Annotated in this window: 24 protein-coding genes; 19 read left to right on the top strand and 5 right to left on the bottom strand. The window is 45.7% G+C overall.

Annotated features, from left to right (window positions below; genetic code table 11):
* Positions 1 to 241 precede the first annotated feature (241 nt).
* The 4 genes from J2Z28_RS03050 to J2Z28_RS03035 form a co-directional block, all read right to left on the bottom strand.
* Positions 242 to 1,147, bottom strand: coding sequence for a YitT family protein (locus J2Z28_RS03050; RefSeq protein ID WP_051447155.1), 906 nt, complete (start codon positions 1,145 to 1,147; stop codon positions 242 to 244).
* 113 nt (positions 1,148 to 1,260) lie between these two features.
* The gene (locus J2Z28_RS03045; RefSeq protein WP_211081138.1) at positions 1,261 to 2,499 is read right to left on the bottom strand and encodes a cation:proton antiporter; all 1,239 of its coding nucleotides are present in this window, start codon (positions 2,497 to 2,499) and stop codon (positions 1,261 to 1,263) included.
* A gap of 4 nt (positions 2,500 to 2,503) precedes the next feature.
* Positions 2,504 to 2,998 carry a cation:proton antiporter regulatory subunit gene (locus tag J2Z28_RS03040; protein ID WP_036610059.1) on the bottom strand — a complete coding sequence of 165 codons (495 nt, stop codon included), beginning with the start codon at positions 2,996 to 2,998 and terminating at the stop codon, positions 2,504 to 2,506.
* A gap of 296 nt (positions 2,999 to 3,294) precedes the next feature.
* Complete coding sequence (locus tag J2Z28_RS03035) at positions 3,295 to 3,696, bottom strand: hypothetical protein (protein ID WP_211081137.1); 402 nt, start codon at positions 3,694 to 3,696, stop codon at positions 3,295 to 3,297.
* Positions 3,697 to 3,876: 180 nt separating this feature from the next.
* Here J2Z28_RS03035 and J2Z28_RS03030 point away from each other — a divergent pair, with 180 nt between their 5' ends.
* The 16 genes from J2Z28_RS03030 to J2Z28_RS02955 all read left to right on the top strand — a co-directional run bounded on the left by J2Z28_RS03030 (position 3,877) and on the right by J2Z28_RS02955 (position 22,075).
* Positions 3,877 to 4,821, top strand: coding sequence for a putative sporulation protein YtxC (locus J2Z28_RS03030; protein ID WP_211081136.1), 945 nt, complete (start codon positions 3,877 to 3,879; stop codon positions 4,819 to 4,821).
* Positions 4,822 to 5,236: 415 nt separating this feature from the next.
* Positions 5,237 to 7,174 carry a threonine--tRNA ligase gene (gene thrS, locus J2Z28_RS03025; protein ID WP_036669815.1) on the top strand — a complete coding sequence of 646 codons (1,938 nt, stop codon included), beginning with the start codon at positions 5,237 to 5,239 and terminating at the stop codon, positions 7,172 to 7,174.
* A 427-nt stretch (positions 7,175 to 7,601) separates the two neighbouring features.
* A complete protein-coding gene (locus J2Z28_RS03020) occupies positions 7,602 to 8,141 on the top strand; it encodes a 3D domain-containing protein (RefSeq protein WP_081595013.1) in 540 nt (179 codons plus the stop codon).
* Between the two features lie 112 nt (positions 8,142 to 8,253).
* A complete protein-coding gene (locus J2Z28_RS03015) occupies positions 8,254 to 8,469 on the top strand; it encodes a hypothetical protein (protein WP_036610057.1) in 216 nt (71 codons plus the stop codon).
* A 198-nt stretch (positions 8,470 to 8,667) separates the two neighbouring features.
* Complete coding sequence (liaF, locus tag J2Z28_RS03010; protein WP_036610055.1) at positions 8,668 to 9,696, top strand: cell wall-active antibiotics response protein LiaF; 1,029 nt, start codon at positions 8,668 to 8,670, stop codon at positions 9,694 to 9,696.
* Positions 9,697 to 9,699: 3 nt separating this feature from the next.
* Positions 9,700 to 10,725, top strand: a complete 1,026-nt coding sequence (locus J2Z28_RS03005) for a HAMP domain-containing sensor histidine kinase (RefSeq protein WP_036669825.1) — start codon at positions 9,700 to 9,702, stop codon at positions 10,723 to 10,725.
* An 18-nt stretch (positions 10,726 to 10,743) separates the two neighbouring features.
* Complete coding sequence (locus J2Z28_RS03000; protein WP_017689597.1) at positions 10,744 to 11,406, top strand: response regulator; 663 nt, start codon at positions 10,744 to 10,746, stop codon at positions 11,404 to 11,406.
* A gap of 148 nt (positions 11,407 to 11,554) precedes the next feature.
* Positions 11,555 to 13,222, top strand: coding sequence for a S1C family serine protease (locus tag J2Z28_RS02995; protein ID WP_211081135.1), 1,668 nt, complete (start codon positions 11,555 to 11,557; stop codon positions 13,220 to 13,222).
* A 173-nt stretch (positions 13,223 to 13,395) separates the two neighbouring features.
* Positions 13,396 to 14,085, top strand: a complete 690-nt coding sequence (locus J2Z28_RS02990; protein ID WP_036610048.1) for a response regulator transcription factor — start codon at positions 13,396 to 13,398, stop codon at positions 14,083 to 14,085.
* 1 nt (position 14,086) lies between these two features.
* A complete protein-coding gene (locus tag J2Z28_RS02985; protein WP_211081134.1) occupies positions 14,087 to 15,547 on the top strand; it encodes a sensor histidine kinase in 1,461 nt (486 codons plus the stop codon).
* Between the two features lie 67 nt (positions 15,548 to 15,614).
* Entirely contained in the window at positions 15,615 to 16,568 is a 954-nt protein-coding gene (locus J2Z28_RS02980) for a 4-hydroxy-3-methylbut-2-enyl diphosphate reductase (RefSeq protein WP_211081133.1), read from the top strand.
* A 290-nt stretch (positions 16,569 to 16,858) separates the two neighbouring features.
* A complete protein-coding gene (gene aroF, locus J2Z28_RS02975; RefSeq protein WP_036610039.1) occupies positions 16,859 to 17,923 on the top strand; it encodes a 3-deoxy-7-phosphoheptulonate synthase in 1,065 nt (354 codons plus the stop codon).
* 412 nt (positions 17,924 to 18,335) lie between these two features.
* On the top strand, positions 18,336 to 19,760 hold the full coding sequence (gene glnA / locus J2Z28_RS02970) for a type I glutamate--ammonia ligase (RefSeq protein ID WP_211081132.1): 1,425 nt from the start codon (positions 18,336 to 18,338) through the stop codon (positions 19,758 to 19,760).
* Between the two features lie 239 nt (positions 19,761 to 19,999).
* Positions 20,000 to 21,088, top strand: coding sequence for a 3-phosphoserine/phosphohydroxythreonine transaminase (serC, locus tag J2Z28_RS02965; protein ID WP_342357463.1), 1,089 nt, complete (start codon positions 20,000 to 20,002; stop codon positions 21,086 to 21,088).
* A gap of 97 nt (positions 21,089 to 21,185) precedes the next feature.
* Complete coding sequence (gene trmL / locus J2Z28_RS02960) at positions 21,186 to 21,653, top strand: tRNA (uridine(34)/cytosine(34)/5-carboxymethylaminomethyluridine(34)-2'-O)-methyltransferase TrmL (RefSeq protein WP_211081130.1); 468 nt, start codon at positions 21,186 to 21,188, stop codon at positions 21,651 to 21,653.
* A 167-nt stretch (positions 21,654 to 21,820) separates the two neighbouring features.
* Positions 21,821 to 22,075, top strand: a complete 255-nt coding sequence (locus J2Z28_RS02955) for an AbrB/MazE/SpoVT family DNA-binding domain-containing protein (protein WP_211081129.1) — start codon at positions 21,821 to 21,823, stop codon at positions 22,073 to 22,075.
* Positions 22,076 to 22,175: 100 nt separating this feature from the next.
* Here J2Z28_RS02955 and J2Z28_RS02950 read toward each other — a convergent pair whose 3' ends face one another.
* Positions 22,176 to 23,093: a serine hydrolase domain-containing protein gene (locus J2Z28_RS02950; RefSeq protein ID WP_211081128.1), complete on the bottom strand. Its 918-nt coding sequence runs from the start codon at positions 23,091 to 23,093 to the stop codon at positions 22,176 to 22,178.
* Positions 23,094 to 23,566: 473 nt separating this feature from the next.
* Between J2Z28_RS02950 and J2Z28_RS02945 the strand changes: the two genes are divergently transcribed.
* From J2Z28_RS02945 to J2Z28_RS02935, 3 genes are read left to right on the top strand one after another with little or no spacing between them, the layout of a single operon-like run.
* Positions 23,567 to 24,331, top strand: coding sequence for an alpha/beta hydrolase (locus J2Z28_RS02945; protein ID WP_211081127.1), 765 nt, complete (start codon positions 23,567 to 23,569; stop codon positions 24,329 to 24,331).
* An 11-nt stretch (positions 24,332 to 24,342) separates the two neighbouring features.
* Positions 24,343 to 25,302, top strand: a complete 960-nt coding sequence (locus J2Z28_RS02940) for an ABC transporter permease (RefSeq protein ID WP_017689585.1) — start codon at positions 24,343 to 24,345, stop codon at positions 25,300 to 25,302.
* Positions 25,303 to 25,320: 18 nt separating this feature from the next.
* Positions 25,321 to 26,223: a carbohydrate ABC transporter permease gene (locus J2Z28_RS02935; protein WP_211081126.1), complete on the top strand. Its 903-nt coding sequence runs from the start codon at positions 25,321 to 25,323 to the stop codon at positions 26,221 to 26,223.
* Positions 26,224 to 26,271: the final 48 nt, after the last annotated feature.

The raw sequence follows: 26,271 nt of genomic DNA, 5'->3' as shown, positions 1-26,271 counted from the left end.
GAGCTTTTTTTGTAAGTTGAATTAAAATTACACGATAACGACGAGGACAGAAAAAACCTGAAAAAGCGAAGCGTTCGCCTAAAAGCTTTCTGAAAGAAAGCTACTTCGAAAGCATACGCTATCCCCGGATTTTTCCCTTGAGAAAAGGGAATAGAAAAAATCTGGGGATAACAGCGATTGGAAGGTTGTTCTGTCATCGTAGTGTCAGTGTAAATATCTTTAGTTCAACTTACATGAGCTATTATTTTTCCGGATTCGTTACAATGCCCGCATGTGGATCAATGTGACGCACAATGGACTTCAACCAGATCATCTCCAGCACATGTACCTCATAATAAAGTGCACCCGGGATTTGCCTGATCCATCCTTCCGCCATCGCGAGTTGTGTTGAGTCAGAAGTGGCTTCCAGAATTCCAGGTTCACGGCGTAGCCGTTTGCGTACAGCTTTTTCAACTTGAGAGCTTTGTGTAGTCAATATGCATACTTTGCGTTTGGAAGAGAAGCCCCTGAACGCAATGTACACCATTTCATAAGCAATAAGATAGGCGATTACGGAATACATCGCTTGGTCCCAGCCAAAGACAACACCAGCGGCTGTCAGTATCAACAAGTTAAGCAGCATGATTATTTTTTCGATAAGCATCCGTTTTCCGCTAAATACACGTTCAGGTGGGCGGGAAGACGGATCACCGATTTCCAGCGTATCCAGTGTCCCGCCATACCGCACGACGAGCCCAATTCCGAGTCCGAGGCACAATCCGCCAAACATGGCGGCAGCCAGCGGATGCTCTACAAGTGGCGGCATGGGATGAAGCACAATGGCACCGATCGAAAAGACAACCAGACCTAGAACAGTTACCAGTACAAATTTCTTCTGCACAATCTTGTAAGACAGAAATATAAACGGCACATTGAATAAAAATAGGAACAAACCAATCCTCATTTCGGTCCAGTGGGCGAAGAGTGAGGAAATGCCGGTAATGCCTCCAATAATAATCTTATTGGGGTGTAAGAACAATTCAAGTCCCACGGAGGCCAGAATTCCGCCCGCAATAACGAGAAACAGGTTTAACCAGCGGCGGGTAGACGATATCCTGGTCTTGGCGGTGTTTGGCACCGGATTAGCCGATATCAGAGGTGCTTTCATAGGTCATCCTCCTTAGTGCGGCTTTCGAGCCATTCTCCCTGGGTTAGTCACAGAAAGATCGACGTAAGAGCCGCGAAGTACGTTAGTATGTCTGTTCTGTACAGACATAGGTGTTATCCTTCTTTCTGCAGCACCTTTGGTTCTTCTTTCTTTTTCCGAGGATCTTTGAACTTGAATATTTTATCCAATAAACGGAATACATGTTTGGACTCTTTGGTTAATAAAGGACCCAGAATGGCCAGAATCAGGACATACAGCGCGGCAAACGGTTGAATCATTGGCAACAGTCCCCCGGCTTTACCCATGTTCGCCAAGATGATGGAAAACTCACCCCGTGACACAATGGTTAATCCAATATTCGCCGATGCTTTGGGTGATAGTCCTGCACTGCGCCCGGCCAGCATACCCGCCAGGAAGTTACCGAACAATGTAATAACAACTGCAATCAGAGCTAACCATACGGCATCGCCACCCAGGGACAACGGATCAATGGACAATCCGAAGCTGAAGAAGAAGATTGCTCCAAAGAAGTCACGGAACGGCAGAATCAAGTGCTCAATCCGTTTTGCATGATCTGTTTCAGCAAGCACCAGTCCAACCAGCAATGCACCGATTGCTTCCGCAACATGAATGGTTTCAGAGAAACCGGCTACTAGGAACAAGGCTCCGAATACAACGAGAGAGAATAGCTCATTCGATCGAATTTTAAGCAATTTGTTTAGTAGCGGTGTTGCTTTGCGTCCAAGGATAATCACGATAAGCATGAATCCGAGGGCAATAAGTGCGGACATGATGACGCCTCCGATGGAGGATGAATCACTAAGCACAAGTCCGGACAAGATCGAGATATATACAGCGAGGAATACATCTTCGAACATAATAATACCCAATATCATCTCTGTTTCCGGATTGGCCGTTCGTTTCAAATCGACGAGTACCTTGGCCACGATGGCACTGGAAGAGATGGTAGTTATACCTGCGATAATAAGTGCTTCTGCAACTGGGAAACCGGACACAAAACCGAATATTAATCCCAGCGTAAAGTTAATGCCGATGTAGATCGAGCCGCCAACTGCAATAGAGCGACCCGATTTAATTAAACGACCTACCGAGAATTCGAGTCCAAGGTAGAAGAGAAGGAACAGGATACCGATCCGACCCATAAATTCAATAAAAGGCTGACTCTCAATAAAACGGAAGTCCAGATGCCAGATTTTCATGGCATGTGGCCCAACGGCCATCCCGATCAGAATATAAAATGGAACGACCGAAAATCTTAGTTTTGCCGATAAAAGGCCGGCTGCCGCAATGAGCACAAGGGCCAGACCTACTTCGAATATCAAATGATCCATCTATTTACCCCCTTCCAGTCAGGAGGAGGGATTTAAACAGTTTCTGCTGATTGCGTTCGCCAACGGCTACCACCGTGGATTCTGCACTGATAACTACCTCCGGACCTGGGCTGATGTGTTTTTTGTGATTTTTCTCTACAACGGCGATAACCGTTGCCCCAGAGTTTTGACGTACGTCCAATTCACCGATGGATTTGCCGATACTTCCGAAGGATGGTTCGATTTTGTACCACTCGATAATCAGGTCGTCAAACGTTACTTCAATATTTTCAAGCTGCTTTGGTTTGTAAGTTAATCCGCCAACAATAGCAGCAATCTGTCGTGCTTCGTAATCGTCAAGTGTGATCATCGAGATGCTTTGATCGGGATCATCATACTCGAAGTGGTACATTTCCCGGCGACCGTCATCGTGAATAATAATGACAATTTTATCACCGCTGCTTGTTTCAATCTGAAATTTTTTGCCGATTCCCGGCAAGTCTGTTTCGCGTACATCCATGGATTGTTGCCTCCTTATAATTAGGGGCTGGCCATAGAAGACAGGCTTATTTCCCGAAAATGATTAATCTGCTGCTCAAGGGAACATCAAAAGATGCGGGTAAACAGAGCCAGAAATTCCTGACACAGCCATATGATTTGAATTTGTCGGTGTGGGAACAACAAAAACAGGTACTGTCATAAACATTGGTTTATCTAACGTGTGCTAAAAGGGTTATAAGTTATGCACAAGCACACCGTCTTAAATACAGAGGTGTCTCCATGCAAAAGCAACCTGTAAATACGTCGTAACGGCTACTAAAGAGCGTTCACGTATTTTGGTGCTATAGGGGTGAGGGATACATACATGCTGGTAAACTTAATAGGTAGCAGAAATAATCTGCGTTTAAACAGACAATACCACGGTTTAAAGGACAGACCCGTTGTAGGGATTCGCAGCATCAATAACAATGCGAGGACAAGAAAGACAGGCTTATTATGCGTAACCGCAATCAGCTTGGACATGACTTGTGGATATTTGCGAATGACAGGTTTCTGCTGGGATTCGGGTATTTGCAACAGCACTTCCTTGTTGGAAGTTGCTTCTACAGACACCCCAACGGCAGATTCGGACTGCATCGGAATAGGGAAGCACAAGGCTTGGAAAACGCACAAAATGATAATGATAGTGTAGTGGAGTATTCTAGGTTGTTGTCTCATTTTGGCTTCCCTCCTTTCCCGTGAAATATACTGTTATTAAAATAATAACACATTTTTGTCTTAACTCCAAACCTCTTTATAATATACTGAGAAATCATGACACGCTTTCCATCAATCCGCTTCGTATATCCCCATCGGCCTTGCCATATACTTTGAACAGGAAGGAAAGGAGTGATTCTTGTGGAACTGTTTGCTGTATGGACCGATGTATCGGGGCAAGAGGAAGCGGATCAATTTTATCGTTGTGTTAAGGAAAAAACCAAAGGTTTACATATAAGTAAAAGAGGATTTCGGCTCACCTTCAAACATAATGATGGAAGAGCAACCTGGATGTGCAGAGGGAATGAGAATCACGAAGACTTCCAACAATGGCTTCCCCGAATCAGTGATCTGCTCTCCCTTGGACTCGCCGACTTCATTATGGAGACACAAGAACGGAGCATGGTGGAGGATATGATCGCCAAGGCGTGTTCTGTCATGGATGAGCATGAGGTGGAGAAGGTCAATCGAATCTGCATGCCACTTCTATTAAATGGTGATTTGGATCAGCCCGGACTTCGGGAGCGCCGCCGTACTACGTTAGCCGGTGGACTACGGCAGGACCTGGAGGATGTTCACTTTTTTCACCTTGAAGGCATTATCAACTTCCGCATACGGCCATATAAGCAGGAGCTTCAGGAATTAGTGGAGTATGCGCTGGATGAGTTCTGGATGGATCGGCAGTATGAAGAGTTTATGGGGCTGTTAAAATATTTTGTGTTTTTTCAAGAAGCCAAAGTACCTCTGGTTCATCTTGTACACAAGGGGATGCATGAATTTCAGGTCCTGGATGCTGGACTTAATCTGTTACCCGTGCAAAAGGATGAACAGGTCGTTGTGGAAATGCCGGGTCTGGAACTGGAGATGGATATCGAAGATATGATTGTAAGTACACTCATCTCGATCTCTCCTGAGAAGGTCATGCTCCATACACGCACCCCGGATCTGCCAATCATCTCGACCATATGCCAGATCTTTGAAGACAAAGTGCAAATATGTCATCATTGCCCGGAATGCGAAGTGCTGCGCTCAGGATTGTTGACAGGTCTTGACGCAAGTGATCTCGGCAATTATAATAACTGTTGATCCATGAATTTTTCATGTGAACCATTGAACCAAAAGCGTTGACAAAGACAACAACCACACGCAAGATCGGTGCAGAGAGAGGAACCTAGGCTGAAATTTCCTCCGGATATCACGTATGGTTTACCCCTTTGTAGCTGCAATTTTGAAAGTGGAGTTAGAATATCGCCTTTATTGGGGATTATCCGCGAGTAAGGATCTGCCGGGTCATGCCCGTTATCGTCATGCCAATGAGGGCTGTATTTCCGAATAGGGATGAATCAGCTGAATTAGGGTGGAACCACGAGTATATATCACTCGTCCCTTTGTCGGGACGGGTGTTTTTTGCGTTCCTTTGCAAAATGACTGGAATAGCAATAGATAATCAGTCCATAAATATCTGGACACGAAGGTTACATTAACAGGAGGAATGAGACAAATGGCAGTGAACATTAAATTACCGGATGGTTCGGTACGTGAGTACGCGGATGGCAGCAGCATTGAGGACGTAGCCGCTTCAATTAGCAGCGGATTGCGCAAAAATGCCGTAGCCGGCAAGCTGGATGGTATCGTGGTGGACTTGTCCACAACACTTCATGAGGGAGCATTGGTGGAGATCGTAACTCTGGATTCACCAGAAGGACTTGAAGTGATGCGTCATAGTACAGCTCACTTGATGGCTCAAGCAGTGAAACGTTTATATGGTAACCAAGAGGTACGCCTCGGTATCGGCCCTGTCATTGAAGATGGTTTCTACTATGATATGGACCTCGAACATGCGCTCAATCCTGAAGATCTGCAAAAGATCGAGAAGGAAATGGAACGTATTGTGAATGAGAACTTGCCAATTGTACGTAAGGAAGTTAGCCGCGAGGACGCGATCAAAACGTTCGAAGAAGTGGGCGATCCTTACAAACTTGAGTTGATTCGTGATTTGCCAGCGGACAGCGTGATTACGATTTATGAGCAAGGTGAATTCTTCGACTTGTGTCGTGGCCCTCACGTACCATCAACTAGCAAAATCAAAGTGTTCAAACTGATGAATGTCGCGGGTGCTTACTGGCGTGGAGATAGCAAAAACAAAATGCTTCAACGTATCTATGGTACGGCTTTTGTGAAAAAAGCACAGCTGGACGAGCATTTGCACTTCCTCGAAGAAGCTAAAAAACGGGATCACCGTAAGTTGGGTAAAGAGCTGGAAATGTTCACATTCTCCCAACTGGTCGGTCAAGGCTTGCCAATCTGGTTGCCTAACGGTGCGAAGCTGCGCCGTACTCTGGAGCGTTATATTGTGGATCTGGAAGAAAGCCTGGGATACCAGCATGTATACACACCAGTTCTGGGTAACGTGGAATTGTACAAAACATCTGGACACTGGGAGCACTACCAGGAAGATATGTTCCCGAAAATGGTTATGGATAACGAGGAACTTGTTCTCCGTCCAATGAACTGTCCTCACCATATGATGGTGTACAAGTCCAGCATGCACAGCTACCGTGATCTGCCAATCCGTATTGCCGAGCTTGGTATGATGCACCGTTATGAAATGTCGGGGGCATTAACAGGTCTGCATCGTGTACGTGCAATGACACTGAACGACTCACACATTTTTGCACGCCCGGATCAGATCAAAGAAGAGTTCGCTCGTGTTATCGAGTTGATTCAAACAGTCTACAAGGATTTCGGTATTAACGAATACCGTTTCCGTCTGTCCTATCGCGATCCGAAGGATACCGAGAAATACTTCCAGAACGACGAGATGTGGGAGATGTCCCAACGCATGCTGCGTGAAGTTGTGGAAGAACTTGACCTTCCTTTCTATGAAGCTGAAGGTGAAGCGGCGTTCTACGGTCCAAAGCTGGATGTTCAGATCAAAACAGCCCTGGGCAAAGAAGAGACATTGTCTACGGTTCAACTGGACTTCCTATTGCCTGAGCGTTTTGAACTTGAATATGTGGGAGATGACGGACAGAAACATCGTCCGGTCGTTATTCACCGCGGTGTAATTAGTACAATGGAACGTTTCACAGCATTCTTGCTGGAGAACTTTGCAGGAGCTTTCCCATTGTGGTTGTCTCCGGTACAGGCAAAAGTGATCCCGGTATCCGGAAACTTCGACGATTATGCGCGTGAAGTGGAAGCGAAGCTGAAACGTGCGGGAATCTCTGCTGAAGCCGATCTGCGGAACGAGAAGCTTGGATATAAAATCCGTGAGGCGCAGCTTGAGAAAATGCCTTATATGTTTGTTGTTGGTGAGAATGAGCGTAATGCAGAAGCAGTATCCGTGCGTAAGCGTGGAGAAGGCGATCTGGGCATGAAACCGGTTGATGAAATTATCGCTCAACTGAAAGAGGAAATTGCAACACGTTTGGTATAAATGAACAAATGATCTATCAGATAGCCAGTGCATAAGTTGCGCTGTCACTCTGCATAACGCCTGGATAACATGGGATTGACCTATGTTATTCAGGCGTTTTTTCGTAGTGTTTGCAGTAAAAAGTATAGATTAATTGCTTTTTGGAAAACCTTTGCAGTGAGGGGGAGGTTATACAATGAAAAAGCAATTCTCAATTCAAAAGGAACATATACGGGGTTTATTGGTTGGCTGTGTAATATTCGCCGGGATGATGATCAACCTGAATCAGGCGGATGCCTATACATTTGAAGAGGAAAGTACAGTACTGCATGTCGAGAGTCAGAGCAGCGGCATTGAAGGTCCAATTATTGAAACTTCGAGCAAGTCTATTCAGGAATTTCCGGAACAGGTTAGCCATCAATACAGCGATGAGGCTCAGTTGACGACCATGGTGTATATGGCTTTATTGTGGTCACCACAACCAATGGTCATTCCAAGACCTGAGCTTCCAGAGAAACAAGTGGCAGATCCGTCTATGCCGGTGCTTGCTCCGCGTTCAGAACAAATTCTGGGTACACAAAAGGTTACAGCAACGGGATATACGGCAGGTGTTGAGTCTACAGGAAAAGGACCCAAACATCCTCAATACGGAATTACTTATTCCGGTGTCAAAGTACGTCGTGATAAAGAAACAGTTTCCACGATTGCAGCTGATCCAAAATTGTTCCCAATGGGTTCCATTCTGTACATTCCAGGTTATGGTTACGGAATTGTTGCAGATACGGGTTCAGCGATCAAAGGCAATAAAATCGATCTGTATTTCCCGACAACCAAGCAAGTGTACAAAGAGTGGGGCAAAAAAGATGTGGAGGTACAGGTGATCAGGCAAGGCGCTGGGAAATGCACAGAAAAGATGCTCAGCGAGTTGGCTGATGCAATCGACGTGTACAAATCTGTACCGGATTCGTGGTTGGACAAGGCCATTTAATTTCACATGTTGAACATGAATAACTGAAGTGCTCTCTTCACATAATACTGACTGGGGACGAACCCCGCGGTGCAGCAATGCATCGTAAATATGAAGAGAGAGGTGATTCGTTGTGGCTAAAAAATCACAAGGGTACCAAACGCCAAACGAGAAGTACAATGCAGAGTTTGGAGAAGAGAATGCAGCAGCAAAAGTGAAGCAATCTGCTCAAAACAAAGTACAAGATAATTTCCAAACACCTGATGAAAAATACAATGCCGAGTTCGGTGTAGAAAACACAGGCCAAACTGGCCAAGGTCAAGGCAAAGCATCAAAATACAAAAAATAATTGAAGATTCATTAATCAAATGATGATTCAGCACCCTGGAGCAGCAGCTCCGGGGTGTTTTACATATGCGAAGTTTTTTACATTAATATCCTCCCATCTCAGTCTCGAGACCGAGATGAATTCCATCTGCCGCCGCTGTTCTCATTGTCTTGTCTGAGTTACACTGGATACATAATACAGACAAAGGAGACATGAGCGATGAAACGATCGACGCGTGACCGCTGGTGGGTTGGCATACCTCTTATTGCTATTGGTGCGATGATCTTGTTCAGACAATTGGGCTATGACATTGATGTAGGATATATTTTCAGAACATATTGGCCGTTATTTCTAATCTGGTGGGGGGTCAAAGGAATCTCCGAGATTCGTCGCAACGGGGGTTACGCCTTTATTGGACCCGTAATTGTACTGGCGATCGGTGGTTACTTTCTTGCCCGTAACCTGGGATGGATTGATTACTCCATGGGGGAGTTCATTCGTTATCTGATCCCGGTTATGCTGATTGGCGGAGGATTGTTTGTACTTATCGGGCCACGACGTCGTGATCGGAAACATCATGACAAGATGCAGCCACCTCCAGCACCTGAGCAACCTTATAAACCGTTGGCTCCGGAGGATCTGGAGATGCCGTCATCGTTTGACGAACAGTTCGAGAAAACATTCGGCAAACCAAAACAGGAACAGAAGAACGATGCACATGGCCCTCATTTCACAGGATCAACGGATTCATCATCACAAGGGCATCAATATAAGAAGAAACATCAATCGTATAACTCTAACGATACCGGATATGGAGAACATTATGATGATGGCTACGGAAATGGTTATGGGGATTATGGCAGTGGCAATACCATTAATAAATCGGCGTTCATCGGTGATCTATACATGGGGCAGGAAGTGTTCTCGTTAAAACCAATGAACATCTCGGCTTTTATCGGAGATACTGTAATTGATTTGACCAAAGCACAGATTCCATACGGTGAGACAAAGATTGTTATTTCTTCATTTATTGGAGATGTGAAAGTATTTGTTCCAGAGGATATGGACCTGGGTGTGACGGTGACGACAAATTCCTTCATTGGAGATATGTCACTGTTGAACCAGAAACGCGGCGGATTCCTGAGTAGTGCCCAGGCTGAAACTGCCCATTACCATGAAGCAAGCAAAAAGGTTCGGATTATTGTAAGTGTGTTTATCGGAGACGTCAAAGTGAATAAGGTGGGTTAACGCATGATTCGAACAATTCTCAAGGCCAATAAATGGGAACTGATGATGTATTTTGCGCTAACGGGTCTGATTACGCTGGGCGGATTCTATCTATTGTATGGAGAGGTGTTGATGGGGGCTGGTCGTCAGCGGGCATGGACCTATGTTGCCGTTGTTGTGCTGGCCACCGTTATCACCGGATATATCGCTGCATTACGACTTCAACGCAAGATCGACCTGCTTGATCTCAACATGTTGAAAGTGTCCAAGGGTAATCTGGCGGTGCGCATGCCTGAAGCGGATGACGCTTCGTTTGGTCGTGTCTATCAGGAGTTCAATGTCATGATGGATTCGATTGAGAAAAAGATGAGACTGCTTCAGCGCCTCGGTGAGCAGGAAGTCATTGAGAAGGAGCAAGCTTCGGAGCGGGCTGTGCTTGAAGAGCGCAAACGAATGGCAAGGGACCTCCATGACACGGTTAGCCAGCAGCTGTTTGCCATGCATATGTCGGCTTCGTCCTTACCTCGTCTGCTGGAGATGAATCCGGAACATGGTGGTAAAGTACTGGACCAGTTAATTCAGATGTCACATATTGCACAGCGTCAGATGCGAGGACTGATTGCCCAACTTCGACCGGTGGAGCTGGAAGGGCGTGACCTCACCGCAGCACTGGATAGCTGGTTTCCTGATTATTGCAGGCAAAATGGTCTTAAAGGTGTGAAAGAGCTGGAACTGGATGGCGGAATCTCGGATGCCATTGAGCACCAGCTGTTTCTTGTTATTCAGGAGGCAGTTGCCAATGTCGTGAAGCATGCAGAGGCTGGAGTGGTTAGTCTGTCCATACGGGAGAGTGAACATCAGATCAGCATGAGCATCAGCGATGATGGTCAGGGATTTTTACAGCAAGCGGAGCGTCCGGGTTCATACGGGTTATCTACCATGCGTGAACGGGCGGAGAAGCTTGGGGGGCAAGTTCAGATTATATCGAAACCGGGAGCGGGAACGACGGTACGGGTATTGATCCCGAAATTCCCGAACGTTCCTGAATGAACCAGAGGGGGAGACGGAATGAGTGGTAAAGTAAACGTAATGATTGTGGATGACCATGATATGGTGCGCATGGGGTTGAAAACATATCTGATGCTGGAACCGACTTTTCATGTGATGGGAGAAGCGGGCCACGGGCAGGATGCGCTTGATCAGTTACGTAAGTTAAATGATAGTGAAATGCCGGACCTGATTCTAATGGATCTGATGATGCCGGTAATGAATGGCGCTGAAGCAACAAAAGCCATCATGACTGAATTTCCAGGGATGAAGATTGTGATGCTCACCAGTTTCCTGGAGGATGATCTGGTTGTGCAAGCGATTGAAGCGGGTGCGGTAAGTTATGTACTGAAGACAGTCTCTGCTGAAGAATTGATCTATGCTCTTCAAGGGGCCTATAGAGGCATGCCTGTTATGACAGGTGATGTGTCGCAGGCGTTAACCCGGGGAATCAGACAACGTACAGCGAGAGAGAGTGAATCGGGTCTGACTGAACGGGAGAAGGAAGTGCTGCTGCTTATTGCAGAGGGGAAGACCAACAAAGACATTGGAGAAGAATTACATATCAGTATCAAAACCGTCAAAACACATGTGAGTAACCTGCTGATGAAATGTGAGATGGACGATCGTACACAATTGGCCATCTATGCGCATCGTCAGGGCTGGGTGAAAACGAAAGGGTAAAATGCTGTCATGACGGGGAGAAGAGTCTATTCTTACGTGCTTTTATCTCCTTTTTAATTGTTTTTAAGGTACGGTTAAGGTTTAAAGTACAAAATAAGGACAGTTAAAGAATATCTCTTGGGAATAAGAGATTGGGAGGTAGAGAGGCATGGACGAACGCAACTATAGATCGAACCGTCAAGACGAGGAAAACGAAACCAAACAAACGGAGAATCGCAATTCTTCCGGAACGGACGAATCCTCCTATTATTATTCTTATGGACCTTTTCAGTCCGTGAATCAGGAAGATACAGCAAATCACATGGGAAGCAATAATCAGCGTGAAGAAGGAAATGTAGAGATTACAAAACCTGATCCGGTGAGACCCGTACCTACTTACTATAATAGTGAATCATCCGAACAAGCGAAAAGATCATCAGCAGGCGGTGGAAACGGCTCAGGTAACGGTGGAGATCAAGGGAATGGCGGCAAAGGCAACTGGAACTATAATAACCGCAAGCCGCGTTCTTCCGTAAGATCACTTCTATTTTCCTTTATTGCCGGTATGTTGGTCATCACGGTTCTCATGTACACAGCTGACAGAACAAACATGTTCACACCGGAGACGGCACTTACGAACACGGACAATCAAAGTGCAGGACAGGAAGCATCCACAAACACAGGCGGAGGCAACAATGTCACAGCGTCGTTACTGCCAACAGGCAAAGAAGATGTGTCTTCCGTTGTAACAAGTACAAGTCCGGCTGTCGTCAAAATCGAAACACTCGCGAAGCAGTCCTCACGTACAGGTGCTGGGCAGGGTGGATCGAATACAAGCGATCCACTGTACCAATACTTCTTTGGTAATGGGGGCGGAACGGAAGGCAATCAAGGCCAGAGCCAGCAACCACAGCAAGGCAGTAATCAATTGGTACCACTAGGCATTGGTTCCGGATTTATTTTTGACAAAGAAGGATATATCCTGACGAACCAACACGTTGTTCAGGGTGCAGATGTAATCCAGGTAACCCTGGAGAACAACAGCAAGCCTTATGAGGCTAAATTGCTGGGAAGCAGCTTTGATCTGGATTTGGCTGTATTGAAAATTGAGAAAAACAGTGGTGACGATGCGTTCCCTGTAGCTCCACTGGGTGATTCCAACAGTACTCAAGTCGGTGAGTGGCTTGTAGCTATCGGTAATCCTGAAGGATTCGAACATACGGTTACAGCAGGTGTACTGAGTGCCAAAGAACGTACGATCAGCATTCCAGATGAAGAAACAGGAAAAACACGTGAGTACAGCCATTTGCTGCAAACCGATGCTTCGATTAATCCGGGTAACTCCGGTGGTCCGTTGCTTAACCTGAATGGGGAAGTTATCGGAATGAACGTTGCAGTAAGCGCAGATGCACAAGGGATTGGTTTTGCGATCCCGTCGAGCGTCATCTCTGAAGCCGTTAAATATCTCAAAGAAAACAAAGAAGTTCCCAAAGAGCCAGTACCATTTATCGGTGCATCTCTGATGGCTCTCACGCCTGAAGTTGCTAAACAAATGGGAACAGATATAACTGAAGGTTCTGTCGTAGCCAGCACGATCTTCCAATCACCGGCTTACCAAGCAGATCTTCGTGCATATGACATCATCACAGGTGCCAACGGTACCCCTTACGCGACAAGTCAAGATCTGATTGATTTTATCAAGAAACAGGAAATCGGCAGTGAAGTGACATTAAACGTGGTGCGTGACGGTAAGAAAATGGATCTGAAAATCAAAATCGGCAACAAAAATGATTTTGATACTTCACAAACCACAGATACACAACAGCAGCAACCATAAATATCGGGTAAGGATTAACAGAACGGAAGGGTTTGAAGGCCCTTCCGTTTTTTTTGCCCTGATGAAGCAAGGCTACAATGGACCAGGACGGATTGGAGACGCCCACTTGAAGATGCAGATTGTGCTTCTGCCTGTTACAATGGGATAAAACGTTAGGATAAAGGAGAAAGACCATGCGCTCAACTATTTTAATTGTGGATGATGACGAAAAAATTGTATCCATGCTCCGCCGGGGGCTGGCTTTTGAAGGATATGAGGTACAGACGGCTTCCAACGGAGCCGAAGGCCTCAGTAAACTGATGGACAAGGAGCCGGACATCGTTGTGCTGGATGTGATGATGCCGCAGATTGACGGATTTGAGGTATGTCGCAGATTGAGAGAAGCAGGCAGCAAAGTGCCTGTCTTAATGCTGACGGCCAAGGATGAAGTACAGAGCCGGGTGACCGGACTGGACACAGGAGCCGATGACTACCTTGTAAAACCTTTTGCGCTGGAAGAATTATTGGCACGTGTCCGTGCATTGCTGCGCCGCAAGTCAGATAGTGCGGGTACGCCGGACAACCGCTTAATGTATGAAGATATCATTTTGGACAATGACTCACGTGAAGTATTGCGAGATGGGCAGCGTCTGGAGCTGACTGCCAAAGAATTCGAACTGTTGAATCTGTTCATGCAAAATCCAAGACGGGTACTGTCCCGTGATCTGATTATGGATAAAATCTGGGGTTATGATTACAGCGGTGAGTCTAACGTGCTTGAAGTATACATTGCCATGCTCAGACAGAAGACTGAAGAATACGGTGGCAAGCGTCTAATCCAGACCATCCGGGGAGCCGGCTATATCCTGAGAGGTGACTCCTGATATGTCCATCCGGTTAAGACTAACCGCATGGTATTCTGGCATTTTGGCGGCTGTTCTTATCTTTTGGGGCGTTGTAATCTATGCCTTTGTGTATTTTAACTCCTATCAGGAAGTCGAACAGCAATTGAAGGTGAAGAGTACCCGGATTACGGAGCAGATCGGTGTTAATCCTCTTTCACAGTCGTTGGATCTGGACCCATTTACAGAGAGTCAGCTTCAGGAGGCACAAATCTATATTCAACTCTGGGATTATCAGAGTCGCTCAGGCAGAATTTCGGGTAATATGGAGAAATTAGGGATTCAGTTTCCGGTATTAAAAGCCAATGAGATACTTAAAGACCGAGGCATATCCAAGATCTATGTGGATGGGACGCCGTTTCTGGTGAATCAGCTCCCCCTTTCTCTTCAGGGAACCAATGAAGTACGTGGAATTCTTCAGGTAGGAGCCAATGTAAGTTCACAGCAGCGCTTGCTGGAGGCGTTGCTTAATATTTTGGTTTTTGGCTGGCTGGTGGCTATGGCATTGGCTATAACCTCAGGTCTTGTTCTGGCCCGCAAGTCGATGCGTCCGCTCGTGACTGTCATTGATGCCGCCAATCAGATTCAATCTGGAGATGACTTAAGTGTACGTATTCAATATGCTGGGCCGAAGGATGAGATCGGGCGTCTGATTGAAACGGTGAATAATATGCTTGAACGTACAGAATTGTCATTCCGCGGTTTGGAGGAGACGAATGCTGCCCAGCGCCGCTTTGTATCCGATGCATCGCATGAACTGCGTACGCCGCTGACCACCATTCGCGGGAACGTAGACTTCTTGAAGAAGCTGTGGGATCAGGAGGGGACCGACCGACCGAATCTGGATGAGGAGACTGTCAAACAAATGTCGCTGGAAGCCATTGAAGATATGGCGGACGAGGGAAAACGTATGAGCAGGCTGATCAGCGACATGTTATCGCTGGCGAGAGCGGATACGGGTCAGAAAATTGAACTGAATCCGACCCCGCTGCAGATTCTTGTACAGGAAGTGGCACGTAGAGCACAATTTCTGGATCGTCAGGCAGACTGGCTTCCAGGAGATTTTTCCATCCTTAATGGCATTTATGTGAACGGTAGCAAGGACTATCTGCAACAGATGTTGTTTATTTTCATCGAAAATGCGTTTAAATACACACCTGAAGGCTCTGTGACGCTGGATGCCGTATTATACAAAGGTCAGGTAGGACTACGCATCAGCGACACCGGTATTGGGATGGATCGGGACGAAGTGCCGTTCATCTTTGATCGCTTCTATCGGGCAGATGAATCCCGTGGGGCTACACCGGGCATCGGTCTGGGACTTTCAATTGCGAAGTGGATTATTGAGGAACACCATGGATCGGTTGAGGTTGTGACCAGACGTGGAGAAGGAACCACCTTTATTATCTGGTTGCCGGTTGTCTTTGCTCCGCCTATCGAATAAAGGTATAATAGACAGGACTGCAATTACATCGGCAACGTTGCCGAGAAAGAAAGCGGGTGGCAACCAAGTGGAAGTACTACGAATTTCGCCGCGTGGATATTGTTACGGCGTTGTGGATGCGATGGTGCTCGCGCGTCAAGCGGCACGCAATCTGGATTTACCACGACCTATTTATATATTGGGTATGATTGTGCATAACCAACATGTGACGGATTCCTTTGAAGATGAAGGTATTATTACATTGGATGGTCCGAACCGGATGGATATTTTGAGCCAAGTGGAGAGTGGCACGATTATTTTCACAGCTCACGGTGTATCTCCTGAAGTGCGCAAGTTGGCACGGGACAAAGGGTTGACAACAGTGGATGCAACATGCCCTGATGTCACTAAGACCCATGATCTCATTCGGGAGAAGACGGCAGAAGGTTATCAGATCATCTATATCGGCAAAAAGAATCACCCTGAACCAGAAGGTGCCGTTGGTGTTGCACCAGATCTCGTTCATCTGATCGAGAAGGAAGAAGAGATCGAAGAGCTGAACGTATCTCCAGGCAAAATCCTTATTACAAATCAGACAACGATGAGCCAGTGGGATATCAAACACATTATGAGTCGTCTGCTGGAGAAGTTTCCGGGCGCAGAGATTCATAATGAGATTTGCCTCGCGACTCAAGTGCGTCAGGAAGCTGTCGCTGAACAGGCGGGGCAGTCAGATCTGGTTATTGTTGTGGGTGATCCTCGCAGCAATAACTCCAACCGTCTGGCACAAGTGTCGGAGGAGATTGCGGGTGTTACGGCCTACCGTGTATCTGATGTTTCCGAGATTCAGCAAGAATGGCTGAAAGGTGTCAATAAGGTGGCGGTTACTTCGGGTGCATCAACACCAACACCGATCACGAAGGAAGTCATCCTTTACCTGGAGCAGTATGAACATGACAAGCCGGAGACGTGGGAGATCAAACGTACCGTGAACATGAGCAAACTGCTGCCTCCAGTTCGAGAAAAAACACGTACAACTTAGGGCAAAGGAAATGTAAAAGTAAGTCTAAGTGTATGTGAATTGCAAACGAGATGTGAATGAGAAGAATCCTGTTATACAGATCCGAATGTCGGAGCCTGTGGAGCAGGATTCTTTTTGTATATGGATAAGGAATGTGTACCTTGACGCAATAAGATAACTATGGTATATTCACTTTAACGGATAAAAGCTTAAAAGCGAACAAGCGTTTAAGCGCGACAGAGTTTTTATATTTAATCAGATGCACGTTAAGAAATTATTGTGCTCTCATACAAGGAAGGATGGGATTTAATATGATCGTTATTGCAGGCAAGGCTACACCGGAGGAACAGATTCAGGATATCGTTGCAGTTATTGAAAAAGAAGGGCTTCAGGTGCATATCTCTCGCGGAGAGGATCGTACTATCATTGGTTTGATTGGTAAAGTTGAACCTAAAATGCAAGAACATCTTCGCCAAATGAAAGGTGTCGAGAATGTTGTTAAAATCTCGAAGTCCTACAAGTTGGCAAGCCGCGACTTCCATCCGGAAGATACGGTGATCTCCATCAAAGGTGTAGATATCGGCGGAAAAGAACTTGTTGTCATGGGCGGACCATGTGCGGTTGAATCCGCTGCACAGATTGATGAGATCGCCGGGCTTGTGAAAGCTGCTGGTGGGCAAGTTTTACGTGGGGGAGCGTTTAAGCCTCGTACGGGTCCTTACAGCTTCCAGGGAACGGGCGTAGAGGGATTGATCATGATGGCGGAAGCAGGCAAGAAACATGATCTGCTGACCATTACAGAAGTCATGACACCTGAGTATGTGGATATTTGCGCCGAGTACGCAGATATTCTGCAAGTAGGTACACGTAACATGCAGAACTTTGACCTGCTCCGCAAATTGGGCGAGTGTGGTAAACCGGTATTGTTGAAACGTGGTTTCAGTGCGACATACGATGAATTGTTGAATGCGGCTGAATACATTCTTGCGGGTGGTAACCCCAATGTGATGCTGTGTGAACGTGGTATTCGTACATTTGAATCCTACACACGGAATACGCTGGATCTGTCCGCGATCCCTGTTCTGCAGTCTCTGAGCCATTTGCCGGTTATTTCTGATCCGAGCCATGGTACTGGACGACGTGAACTGGTGGAACCGATGACAAAAGCTTCCGTTGCTGCAGGTGCCAATGGCCTGATCATTGAAATGCATACCGATCCAGATAACTCCATGACAGGAGATGGTGTGCAATCCTTGTTCCCTGACCAATTCGCTAACCTGTTGCAGGATCTGGAGAAATTGGCACCAATCGTGGGTAAATCATTCAGCACAGCCAAACAACCGGCAGAATTTTTCCCGGCACGTGTAGGCGTGTAATAAGAATTCATAGTCAAGGTCTGGATCATCATCCGGGCATCTCCTCTGATCTCGTTCATTGTGACGAAATCAGGTAGATGCTCGGTTTTTTGCATATTTTGCAGTTTTGAACGTATTTATTAATCAATAGTGATAAGAAACATTTATGATGTGAAGTTTTTCCCATGATTTAGGTTAAAATAGGGGTCGCTTTACCGCATTAAATCAGTTAAATGTATATAAAACTAGTTGTTATATGAATTTAGGTTATTTATAAAGTGTGAGTATATCTAACATCCCTTCAAAAAATACCTTACATAAGTATTGACGATGTCATGTTTTAAAATTTATAATGACGACAGAAAAAAATTCGAATTTAGACATTTTCTTAGTGGGGTTGTTTAATGTTCGGAATATTTGGGAGGACGAATACATGTCGGTTGAAAACGTATTGAAATCAATTCAAGAGAACAACATCGAGTGGGTAGATTTTCGTTTTGTAGATTTAGCTGGTCGTGCACATCACATCTCGTTGCCAGCTTCGGCTGTTGATGCAGACACGTTCGTAAATGGAGTAGCTTTTGACGGTTCTTCTATCCAAGGTTTCCGCGGGATTGAAGAGTCCGATATGGTTATGATGCCAGACCCTGAAGCGACTTATGTCGATCCGTTCACTGCACACCCTACATTGAATGTTATGTGTGATATTTTCACTCCGGATGGCGAGCGTTATGAGCGTGACCCACGCAGTATCGCAGTAAAAGCAGAAGCTTTCCTGCAAGAAAGTGGCGTAGGTACAACAGCATTCTTCGCACCTGAATCCGAGTTCTTCATCTTCGACGATGTTCGTTATGAGAGCGGCACGAACAGCTCTTCCTACTTCGTAGATTCCGAAGAAGCTTCTTGGAATACCAACCGTCAGGAAGAAGGCGGAAACCTGGGCTTCAAAGTTCGTACTAAAGGCGGATATGTTCCAGTAGCACCAGTGGATACACAACAAGATATTCGTAGCGAAATGTGTCGCCTTTTGGAAGAAGCTGGCCTGTCAATCGAGCGTCATCACCATGAAGTGGCGACAGCGGGTCAAGCCGAAATCAACTTCCGTTTTGATACACTGAAGAAAACAGCAGATAACCTGCTTGCATACAAATACATCGTGCACAACACTGCACGTCAATATGGCAAAGTAGCAACATTCATGCCAAAACCATTGTTCGGTGATAATGGTAGCGGAATGCACGTTCACCAATCCATCTTTGATGGCGATTCCCCATTGTTCTATGACAAAACGGGATATGCTAACCTGAGTGAAATGGCTTTGCACTATATCGGAGGTATTCTGTACCATGCTCCGGCACTGATCGCTTTGACGAACCCTAGTACGAACTCGTTCAAACGTCTCGTACCTGGTTACGAAGCACCAGTAAACCTGGTTTACTCCAAAGGTAACCGTTCCGCAGCAGTTCGTATTCCGGTTGCAGCTGTGACACCGAAGGGTTGTCGTATCGAGTTCCGTACACCTGACTCCACAGCTAACCCTTACCTGGCATTCTCCGCAATGCTGATGGCGGGTTTGGACGGAATCAAACGTAAAATCAATCCAACTGAGCTTGGATATGGTCCGCTCGATAAAAACATCTATGACCTGTCTGATGCAGACAAAGAAAACATCCGCAGTGTGCCAGCTTCCCTGGAAGAAGCACTTGATGCTTTGGCAGCTGACAACGAGTTCTTGACTGAAGGCGGCGTATTCACGAAAGACTTCCTTGATAACTACATCAACCTCAAACGTGATGAAGCGAAAGCAGTAGCGATCCGCATTCATCCGCACGAGTACAGCCTTTACTTCGACTGCTAATCGGTCGAGGTCGGAACAGTTTTTGTTCCAACTTAAAGCCTCCGGGACACGCTCTCGGAGGCTTTTCCTTGAATTAAACAATGTAGTGCTTTAACTTTGCAGGGTGATAAAGGAATTTGATGACCTGAATTCAACACTTCAGTGCATATTGCCCTTGAAGCAGATAGAGAATACTGATATCATAGCGATAATATTCACTTTGTATGTCAGAGTTACGGATGGAAAGGGCGGGGGATTTTGTGACAAAAAGAGCGTATAACTTTAATGCAGGACCTGCGGCGTTACCACTTGAGGTACTGGAGCGTGCACAGGTGGAATTTGTAGATTTTCGTAATACAGGCATGTCGATTATGGAGATGTCTCACCGTGGAGCGGTGTATGAGTCTGTACATAATGAAGCTCAGGAGCGGTTGTTGTCGCTTCTAGGCAATCCAAAAGGATACAAGGTTCTCTTTCTGCAGGGCGGTGCAAGCACTCAGTTCGCGATGTTGCCAATGAACCTGCTCGGTGCAAGGCAGACTGCAAGTTACGTGATGACTGGCAGCTGGGCGAAGAAGGCTCTGTCTGAGGCGAAGTTGATCGGCGAGACGCATGTTGCTGCATCTTCGGAAGCAGAGAAATTCATGAAATTGCCGGATGTTTCGAATCTGAGTTTGCCAGAACGTACGGCATATGTGCATCTGACTTCCAACGAAACGATTGAAGGTACGCAATTCAAGTCGTTCCCGGATACCGGTTCAGTACCTCTGATTGCGGACATGTCGAGTGATATTTTCTGTAAACCATTCGATCTTAATCAGTTCGGCATGATCTACGCGGGTGCACAGAAGAACCTGGGTCCATCCGGAATTACGGTTGTAATTGCTCGTGAGGAACTGGTGAGCGAATCGCCTAAAACGATTCCAACCATGCTTCGTTACAGCACACATGTAGATAACAACTCCCTGTACAATACGCCGCCATCCTTCTCGGTATATATGGTGAATGAAGTATTGAAATGGATTGAAGAACAGGGCGGATTGGCTGGTATTGAGCAAAAAAATACGAAAAAAGCGGAATTGCTCTATAACACAATTGATTCTTCCGGTGATTTCTACCGTGGTTGTGTGGAAGTAGAAGATCGTTCCCTCATGAATGTAACCTTCCGTCTTGCTTCTGAGGAACTGGAGAAAAAGTTCATCAAAGCATCTGAGGAAGAAGGATTTGTAGGTCTGAAAGGACATCGCAGTGTGGGTGGTCTCCGTGCCTCCATTTATAATGCTGCTCCTTATGAGAGTGTTAAGGCACTGACAGACTTCATGAGCCACTTCCAGAAGACAAATGGATAATTAAGTATAGGGAGCCTTCCACATTGACGTGTGGAGGGCTTTTCTTTAAGATTAGAGGGTTGTCGTCAACATGAAATGAAAAGGAGATTGAACACATATGGCTTTACACATCGTTCTGGTTGAACCAGAAATTCCGGCGAACACAGGCAATATTTCGCGTACTTGTGCGGCAACCGGGACCCATCTGCATCTCGTACGACCACTTGGATTTCGAACAGATGATGCTACATTGAAACGGGCAGGGCTGGACTACTGGCATGCTGTTCATATTGAATACCACGACTCATTCGCTGAGGTTCAGGAAAAATATTCGGAAGGTCGTTTCTTCTACGCAACTACGAAGGCCAAGAACCGATACAGTGATTTTAATTTTCAGGATGGGGATTTCCTCGTTTTTGGTAAAGAGACTAAAGGCCTGCCACCTGAATTAATTGCTGCGAATCCCGATACATGCATGAAAATGCCAATGACTGGTGACGTTAGATCATTAAATCTGTCCAATTCGGCAGCAATTATTGTATATGAAGCGTTACGCCAGCTCAATTTCCCGGGGTTAGAAGGATAAATTTAGGTTATAAATGACGGCTAGAATTCGGTAAAAAAACATTTTTCAAAAAAAAGGACAAAAAATGTTTATTTCCAGCAGGATTCGACAAAATCTTGGCGAATCTATAAACATAGTACAAATGTACCTAGAAATTTAGAGTAAGATAGGAGAGGTGTGCCGTAGCTATGAAGCCAGCTGGAGTAGTTCGCAAAGTTGACCAATTAGGTAGGATCGTATTGCCTAAATCTTTGCGTAAAAGGTATCAAATGAATGAGGGAGATCCTGTAGAAATCTTAGTACAAGGGGACCATATTATCTTGGAGAGATATCGTCCAAAATGTATTTTCTGCGGATCCATCGAGGAAGTCAACGAGTTCAAAGAGCGTTACATATGCGCACAATGTTTAGATGAAATGACTCAGCTTCCACAACACGCATAAGAAATAACGTCATGGGGTCCATTGACCCCGTGGCGTTTTTTTTGTTTTATTCTCAATCGGATGGCATAATTGCAAATTAAAAAAAGATAAAATACGTAGACTAACGCTTAGTGTAAAGGGGTAAAACCTCATTCCAGACAGCATTCAGGATGCCTTGCATATTTTCTTCCTCACTATTAATACATATGACAGCTTCCTTTGAGGGAATTACAATACACAACTGACCATAGGCGCCATCGGCGCGGTAAGCATCATGGGAACACATCCAGAACTGATACCCGTAACCTTTTCCCCAATCTCCGTCTCCAGTCGTTTCGATCTGCTGGGACGTAGCCTGTCTGATCCAATCCGCAGGTACAAGCTGTGTGCCTTCCCAAAGGCCCTCCTGCAGCAGTAACTGTCCAAATCGACTCAGTTCCTCATTACTTATCCAAAGACCTGCACAGCCGAGTGTTACCCCTAGTGGAGAGGTCTCCCACTCTACATCATGAATGCCAAGCGGATCAAATAACCGTGGAGTCAGGTAATCTTTCACGGTTTGGCCGGTAGCAGCCTGTAGCATGGCTGAGATCATAAATGTATCCCCGCTGCTATATGTAAATTGTTCTCCAGGTACCCGGTCCAGAGGCAGAGACATATAATATTTCGCCCAGTCCTTTTCAGTCAATGAAGCTCGTTCATCAGCCCAAAGAGGGGGAGAGTCATGACCCGAAGTCATTCGGAGAAGATCACGCAGTCTCAATTCTTGCGGCGATGGGAGATTGCGTTGTGCAACGGGTACATGATCATAAGAGAAATAATCACCAAGTGTCGCATCCAGATGTATCAGACCTTCTTCAAGAGCAAGACCAACGGCCATACACGTAAAGGATTTACTGATGGAATGTTGTACCCTGCGCTGATCCTTATCCCGGTCCCAATGGGCAAGCAGATGCCCTTTTTGTAATATACGAATGGAAAAAACGTTCAATTGTTGCTCCGTAATCGTATGAATGAAACCTTTGAGTTGCTCAGACATATTAACCTCCCTAATATCAGGTGAAACCTGAGTAAAATCGGTTGGTGAAACGTTTCCGTAATTCGAATGCAAAATCAGAACCCATGTTAGTATAAACCTGGTTTGGTGTCAATTAAAGTTGTAATAGCACTTACTAAATTTTCATTTTTTCGTAATAATAGTGTCTTTGGACGCAAATTTAGACTTAAAAGAGCATTTTTTCGAGAAAAAAACGCGAAATTTGTAAAAAGGTTATTGACAGGATTTACTCATCGGGCTTATGATTTATTCGAAACGATTCGAAGAAATCGCTTCCACATTAAAAGTGTTGTAATGAAGTCCATGTGAATCAACGTTGGCTATGTTTTGAAACGATTCGAGAAAATCGTTTCGATAACCCATCGTAATACAAGGGAATCTACAACAGCCTGCAATCCAACGCCAGAGAAACGAATGAGTAAAGACAGCAGGCGATGATGAGAGGGGTTACATTGATGGCACATATAACGATCGAAACTGGATCGCCAACCTTATGCATGAATACCAGCATACATGTTGTGTCCAGTGACTCCGGAGAGACTTCAGGCGGTACACTATATCTGTTGCACGGGGCAGGCGATAATGCGAGTACCTGGCAGCGGTTAACCACAATTGAGATGTATGCAGCGCAATATGGCTGTATGATCATTATGCCGGAAGCGAATCGAAGCTATTACACCGATATGGAATACGGCCTGAATTACTTCCACTACATCACTCAGGAGTTACCTGAAATATGCAAGCGTCTGCTCAATCTGAATCCTGATCCGGAGAAAACATACGTCGCCGGTTTATCCATGGGTGGATATGGTGCACTGAAATGTGGACTAACTTATCCAGAGCGATATCGCAAAGTAGTGTCTCTATCCGGCGTAACGGATATTCAGACACGACTTCATGATCCCCATATGCCAGCGACCATGATCAAGGAAATGAAAGCGGTTTTTGGAGAACGTTTACAGGTGAAAGCCGATCAGGATATTTACGCACTGTCGGCCAAGCTGCTGGAACAGGGTGTTCCTTTACCTGATATCCTCAGTTGCTGTGGCGATAGTGACCCCTTTGTAGAGATGAATCGCGACTATGCGAGATACATGCAGGGGACTGCCTTTGATTTTCGGTATGTGGAGACGCCGGGGGCTCATGAATGGAAATTTTGGGAGCACCACCTGAGAACGATGTTTGATTTTCTGTACAACGACAAGACCATAGTAGAGTGAGGAGATGCAATGTGAAACCTGCAGCCGAAGGACCTAGCAAAAAGCTGAAGGGAAACGTGAAGGGCAATTCGCTCTGGACTGAAATCTGGAAGCACCGAATGACATACACCCTGCTTATTCCGGGGCTTGTCTGGCTAATTCTGTTTGCCTACATGCCGATGGGTGGCCTGTCTCTGGCATTCAAAGATTACAAAGCCAACCTGGGCATCTGGGGAAGTCCATGGAGCGGATTCGAGAACTTCAAATATGTTTTCCGTGATCCAACCTTTATCGACGCAGTATGGCGTACGCTGTACATCAATATTCTGAAACTGATTATTCAGTTCCCGTTCCCGATCATTCTGGCGCTGTTGCTGAATGAATTGCGGATGCGCAGAGGAAAAAAATTATTCCAAACCGTTCTTACGTTCCCGCACTTCCTGTCCTGGATCATCGTATCCGGGGTAGTCATCAATGTGCTGGCATATGACGGACTGGTAAATAGCGCGCTCGGATTACTCGGATTGCCAACGATTAACTTCCTGGGGTCTGAATCCAACTTTGTACCCATGTTGCTGTTGACTGATATTTGGAAATCAAGTGGATGGGGCGCGATTATATTCCTGGCTGCCATTTCCGGTATTGATCAGGATCAGTATGAATCAGCACAGATTGACGGGGCTTCCCGTATGCAACAGATGTTCAAAATTACTTTACCGAACATCCTTCCAACCATCACAATCATGTTTATTCTCTCGGTTGGTGGATTGATGTCTTCCGGGTTTGACCAGATATTCAACTTGGCAAATGCCGCTACCAAAAATGTATCGGAAGTACTCGATGTATATATCTATCGGATTACGTTCCAGTCATCTACCGATTTCTCATTCTCGACAGCGGTCAGCTTGTTCCGTTCCCTGGTGAATATGGCCTTGCTGCTTCTTGCTGACAGATTTGCCAAGTGGCTTGGCGGAGACGGTTTGTTCCGATAAGAGAGGAGGAAAAATGAGATGAGCAAGAAAGCTAACAAAAAACCGAGAATTGGTACAGAAAAAATGACACTTCTCGATTACTTTATTTTCGCCGTATTACTAGTGCTTGCCCTGATGATCCTGATTCCGTTCTGGAATGTCATCATGATCTCGTTTGCAACACAAAAAGAATATGCTGACAATCCATTTTTGATGTTCCCTAAAGAATGGACATTGGATTCCTACAAGGCATTGTTCGCTGACGGAACGATTCTGACAGGGTATAAAAATACAATTATATTGCTAGTCATCGGCCTGCCACTCAGCTTGTTCCTGACAACAAGCATGGCATATGGACTTAGTCGCAACAAATTCCCGTTTAAGAAATTTCTCTTTTTCCTGGTGCTGTTCACCATGATCTTTAATGGTGGTATCGTACCGCTGTACCTGATCATGAAATCACTTCATCTTACAGGTACGCTGTGGTCCGTTATCCTGGCGGGAAGCTTCAGTGCGTTTAACATGATTCTGATGATGAACTACTTCTACACCTTGCCTGAATCGCTGATGGAATCGGCGAGACTGGATGGAGCAGGAGAGTGGAGAATTTTGTTCTCTGTTGTTCTTCCGCTTGCTACACCAATTATGGCTACAATCACGTTGTTCTACGGTGTGGCTTACTGGAACAGTTGGTATGATGCGATGATATTCCTTCGAAAAGCGGATCAGTTACCGCTCCAGAATGTACTCCGAAATATTATCGTGACATCTACGACGAATGCATCCAATGCATCCAGTGTGGATGCTGCCCAGGCAAGCAACTTCTCAATGGGCATGAAGATGGCAGCCGTATTTGTCACCATGGTACCAATTATGTGTTTCTTCCCAATGCTGCAAAAACACTTTGCCAAAGGGGTATTAACAGGGGCAATCAAGACCTGATATACGTATAGGATTTTGCAATAAAATTCTACTAAAAAACATGGGGGT

The sequence above is a fragment of the Paenibacillus xylanexedens genome (genome assembly GCF_017874615.1).
Lineage (GTDB): Bacteria > Bacillota > Bacilli > Paenibacillales > Paenibacillaceae > Paenibacillus > Paenibacillus xylanexedens.
This window is presented reverse-complemented; position numbering and strand designations above follow the sequence as displayed.

What these genes read in the sequence shown, in the direction of transcription:
- J2Z28_RS03050 (WP_051447155.1), bottom strand. Translation starts at nt 1,147, where the DNA reads ATGAAAGCACCTCTGATATCGGCTAATCCGGTGCCAAACACCGCCAAG.
- J2Z28_RS03045 (WP_211081138.1), bottom strand. Translation starts at nt 2,499, where the DNA reads ATGGATCATTTGATATTCGAAGTAGGTCTGGCCCTTGTGCTCATTGCG.
- J2Z28_RS03040 (WP_036610059.1), bottom strand. Translation starts at nt 2,998, where the DNA reads ATGGATGTACGCGAAACAGACTTGCCGGGAATCGGCAAAAAATTTCAG.
- J2Z28_RS03035 (WP_211081137.1), bottom strand. Translation starts at nt 3,696, where the DNA reads ATGAGACAACAACCTAGAATACTCCACTACACTATCATTATCATTTTG.
- thrS (WP_036669815.1), top strand. Translation starts at nt 5,237, where the DNA reads ATGGCAGTGAACATTAAATTACCGGATGGTTCGGTACGTGAGTACGCG.
- J2Z28_RS03020 (WP_081595013.1), top strand. Translation starts at nt 7,602, where the DNA reads ATGGTGTATATGGCTTTATTGTGGTCACCACAACCAATGGTCATTCCA.
- liaF (WP_036610055.1), top strand. Translation starts at nt 8,668, where the DNA reads ATGAAACGATCGACGCGTGACCGCTGGTGGGTTGGCATACCTCTTATT.
- J2Z28_RS03005 (WP_036669825.1), top strand. Translation starts at nt 9,700, where the DNA reads ATGATTCGAACAATTCTCAAGGCCAATAAATGGGAACTGATGATGTAT.
- J2Z28_RS03000 (WP_017689597.1), top strand. Translation starts at nt 10,744, where the DNA reads ATGAGTGGTAAAGTAAACGTAATGATTGTGGATGACCATGATATGGTG.
- J2Z28_RS02995 (WP_211081135.1), top strand. Translation starts at nt 11,555, where the DNA reads ATGGACGAACGCAACTATAGATCGAACCGTCAAGACGAGGAAAACGAA.
- J2Z28_RS02990 (WP_036610048.1), top strand. Translation starts at nt 13,396, where the DNA reads ATGCGCTCAACTATTTTAATTGTGGATGATGACGAAAAAATTGTATCC.
- J2Z28_RS02985 (WP_211081134.1), top strand. Translation starts at nt 14,087, where the DNA reads ATGTCCATCCGGTTAAGACTAACCGCATGGTATTCTGGCATTTTGGCG.
- aroF (WP_036610039.1), top strand. Translation starts at nt 16,859, where the DNA reads ATGATCGTTATTGCAGGCAAGGCTACACCGGAGGAACAGATTCAGGAT.
- glnA (WP_211081132.1), top strand. Translation starts at nt 18,336, where the DNA reads ATGTCGGTTGAAAACGTATTGAAATCAATTCAAGAGAACAACATCGAG.
- trmL (WP_211081130.1), top strand. Translation starts at nt 21,186, where the DNA reads ATGGCTTTACACATCGTTCTGGTTGAACCAGAAATTCCGGCGAACACA.
- J2Z28_RS02955 (WP_211081129.1), top strand. Translation starts at nt 21,821, where the DNA reads ATGAAGCCAGCTGGAGTAGTTCGCAAAGTTGACCAATTAGGTAGGATC.
- J2Z28_RS02950 (WP_211081128.1), bottom strand. Translation starts at nt 23,093, where the DNA reads ATGTCTGAGCAACTCAAAGGTTTCATTCATACGATTACGGAGCAACAA.
- J2Z28_RS02945 (WP_211081127.1), top strand. Translation starts at nt 23,567, where the DNA reads ATGGCACATATAACGATCGAAACTGGATCGCCAACCTTATGCATGAAT.
- J2Z28_RS02935 (WP_211081126.1), top strand. Translation starts at nt 25,321, where the DNA reads ATGAGCAAGAAAGCTAACAAAAAACCGAGAATTGGTACAGAAAAAATG.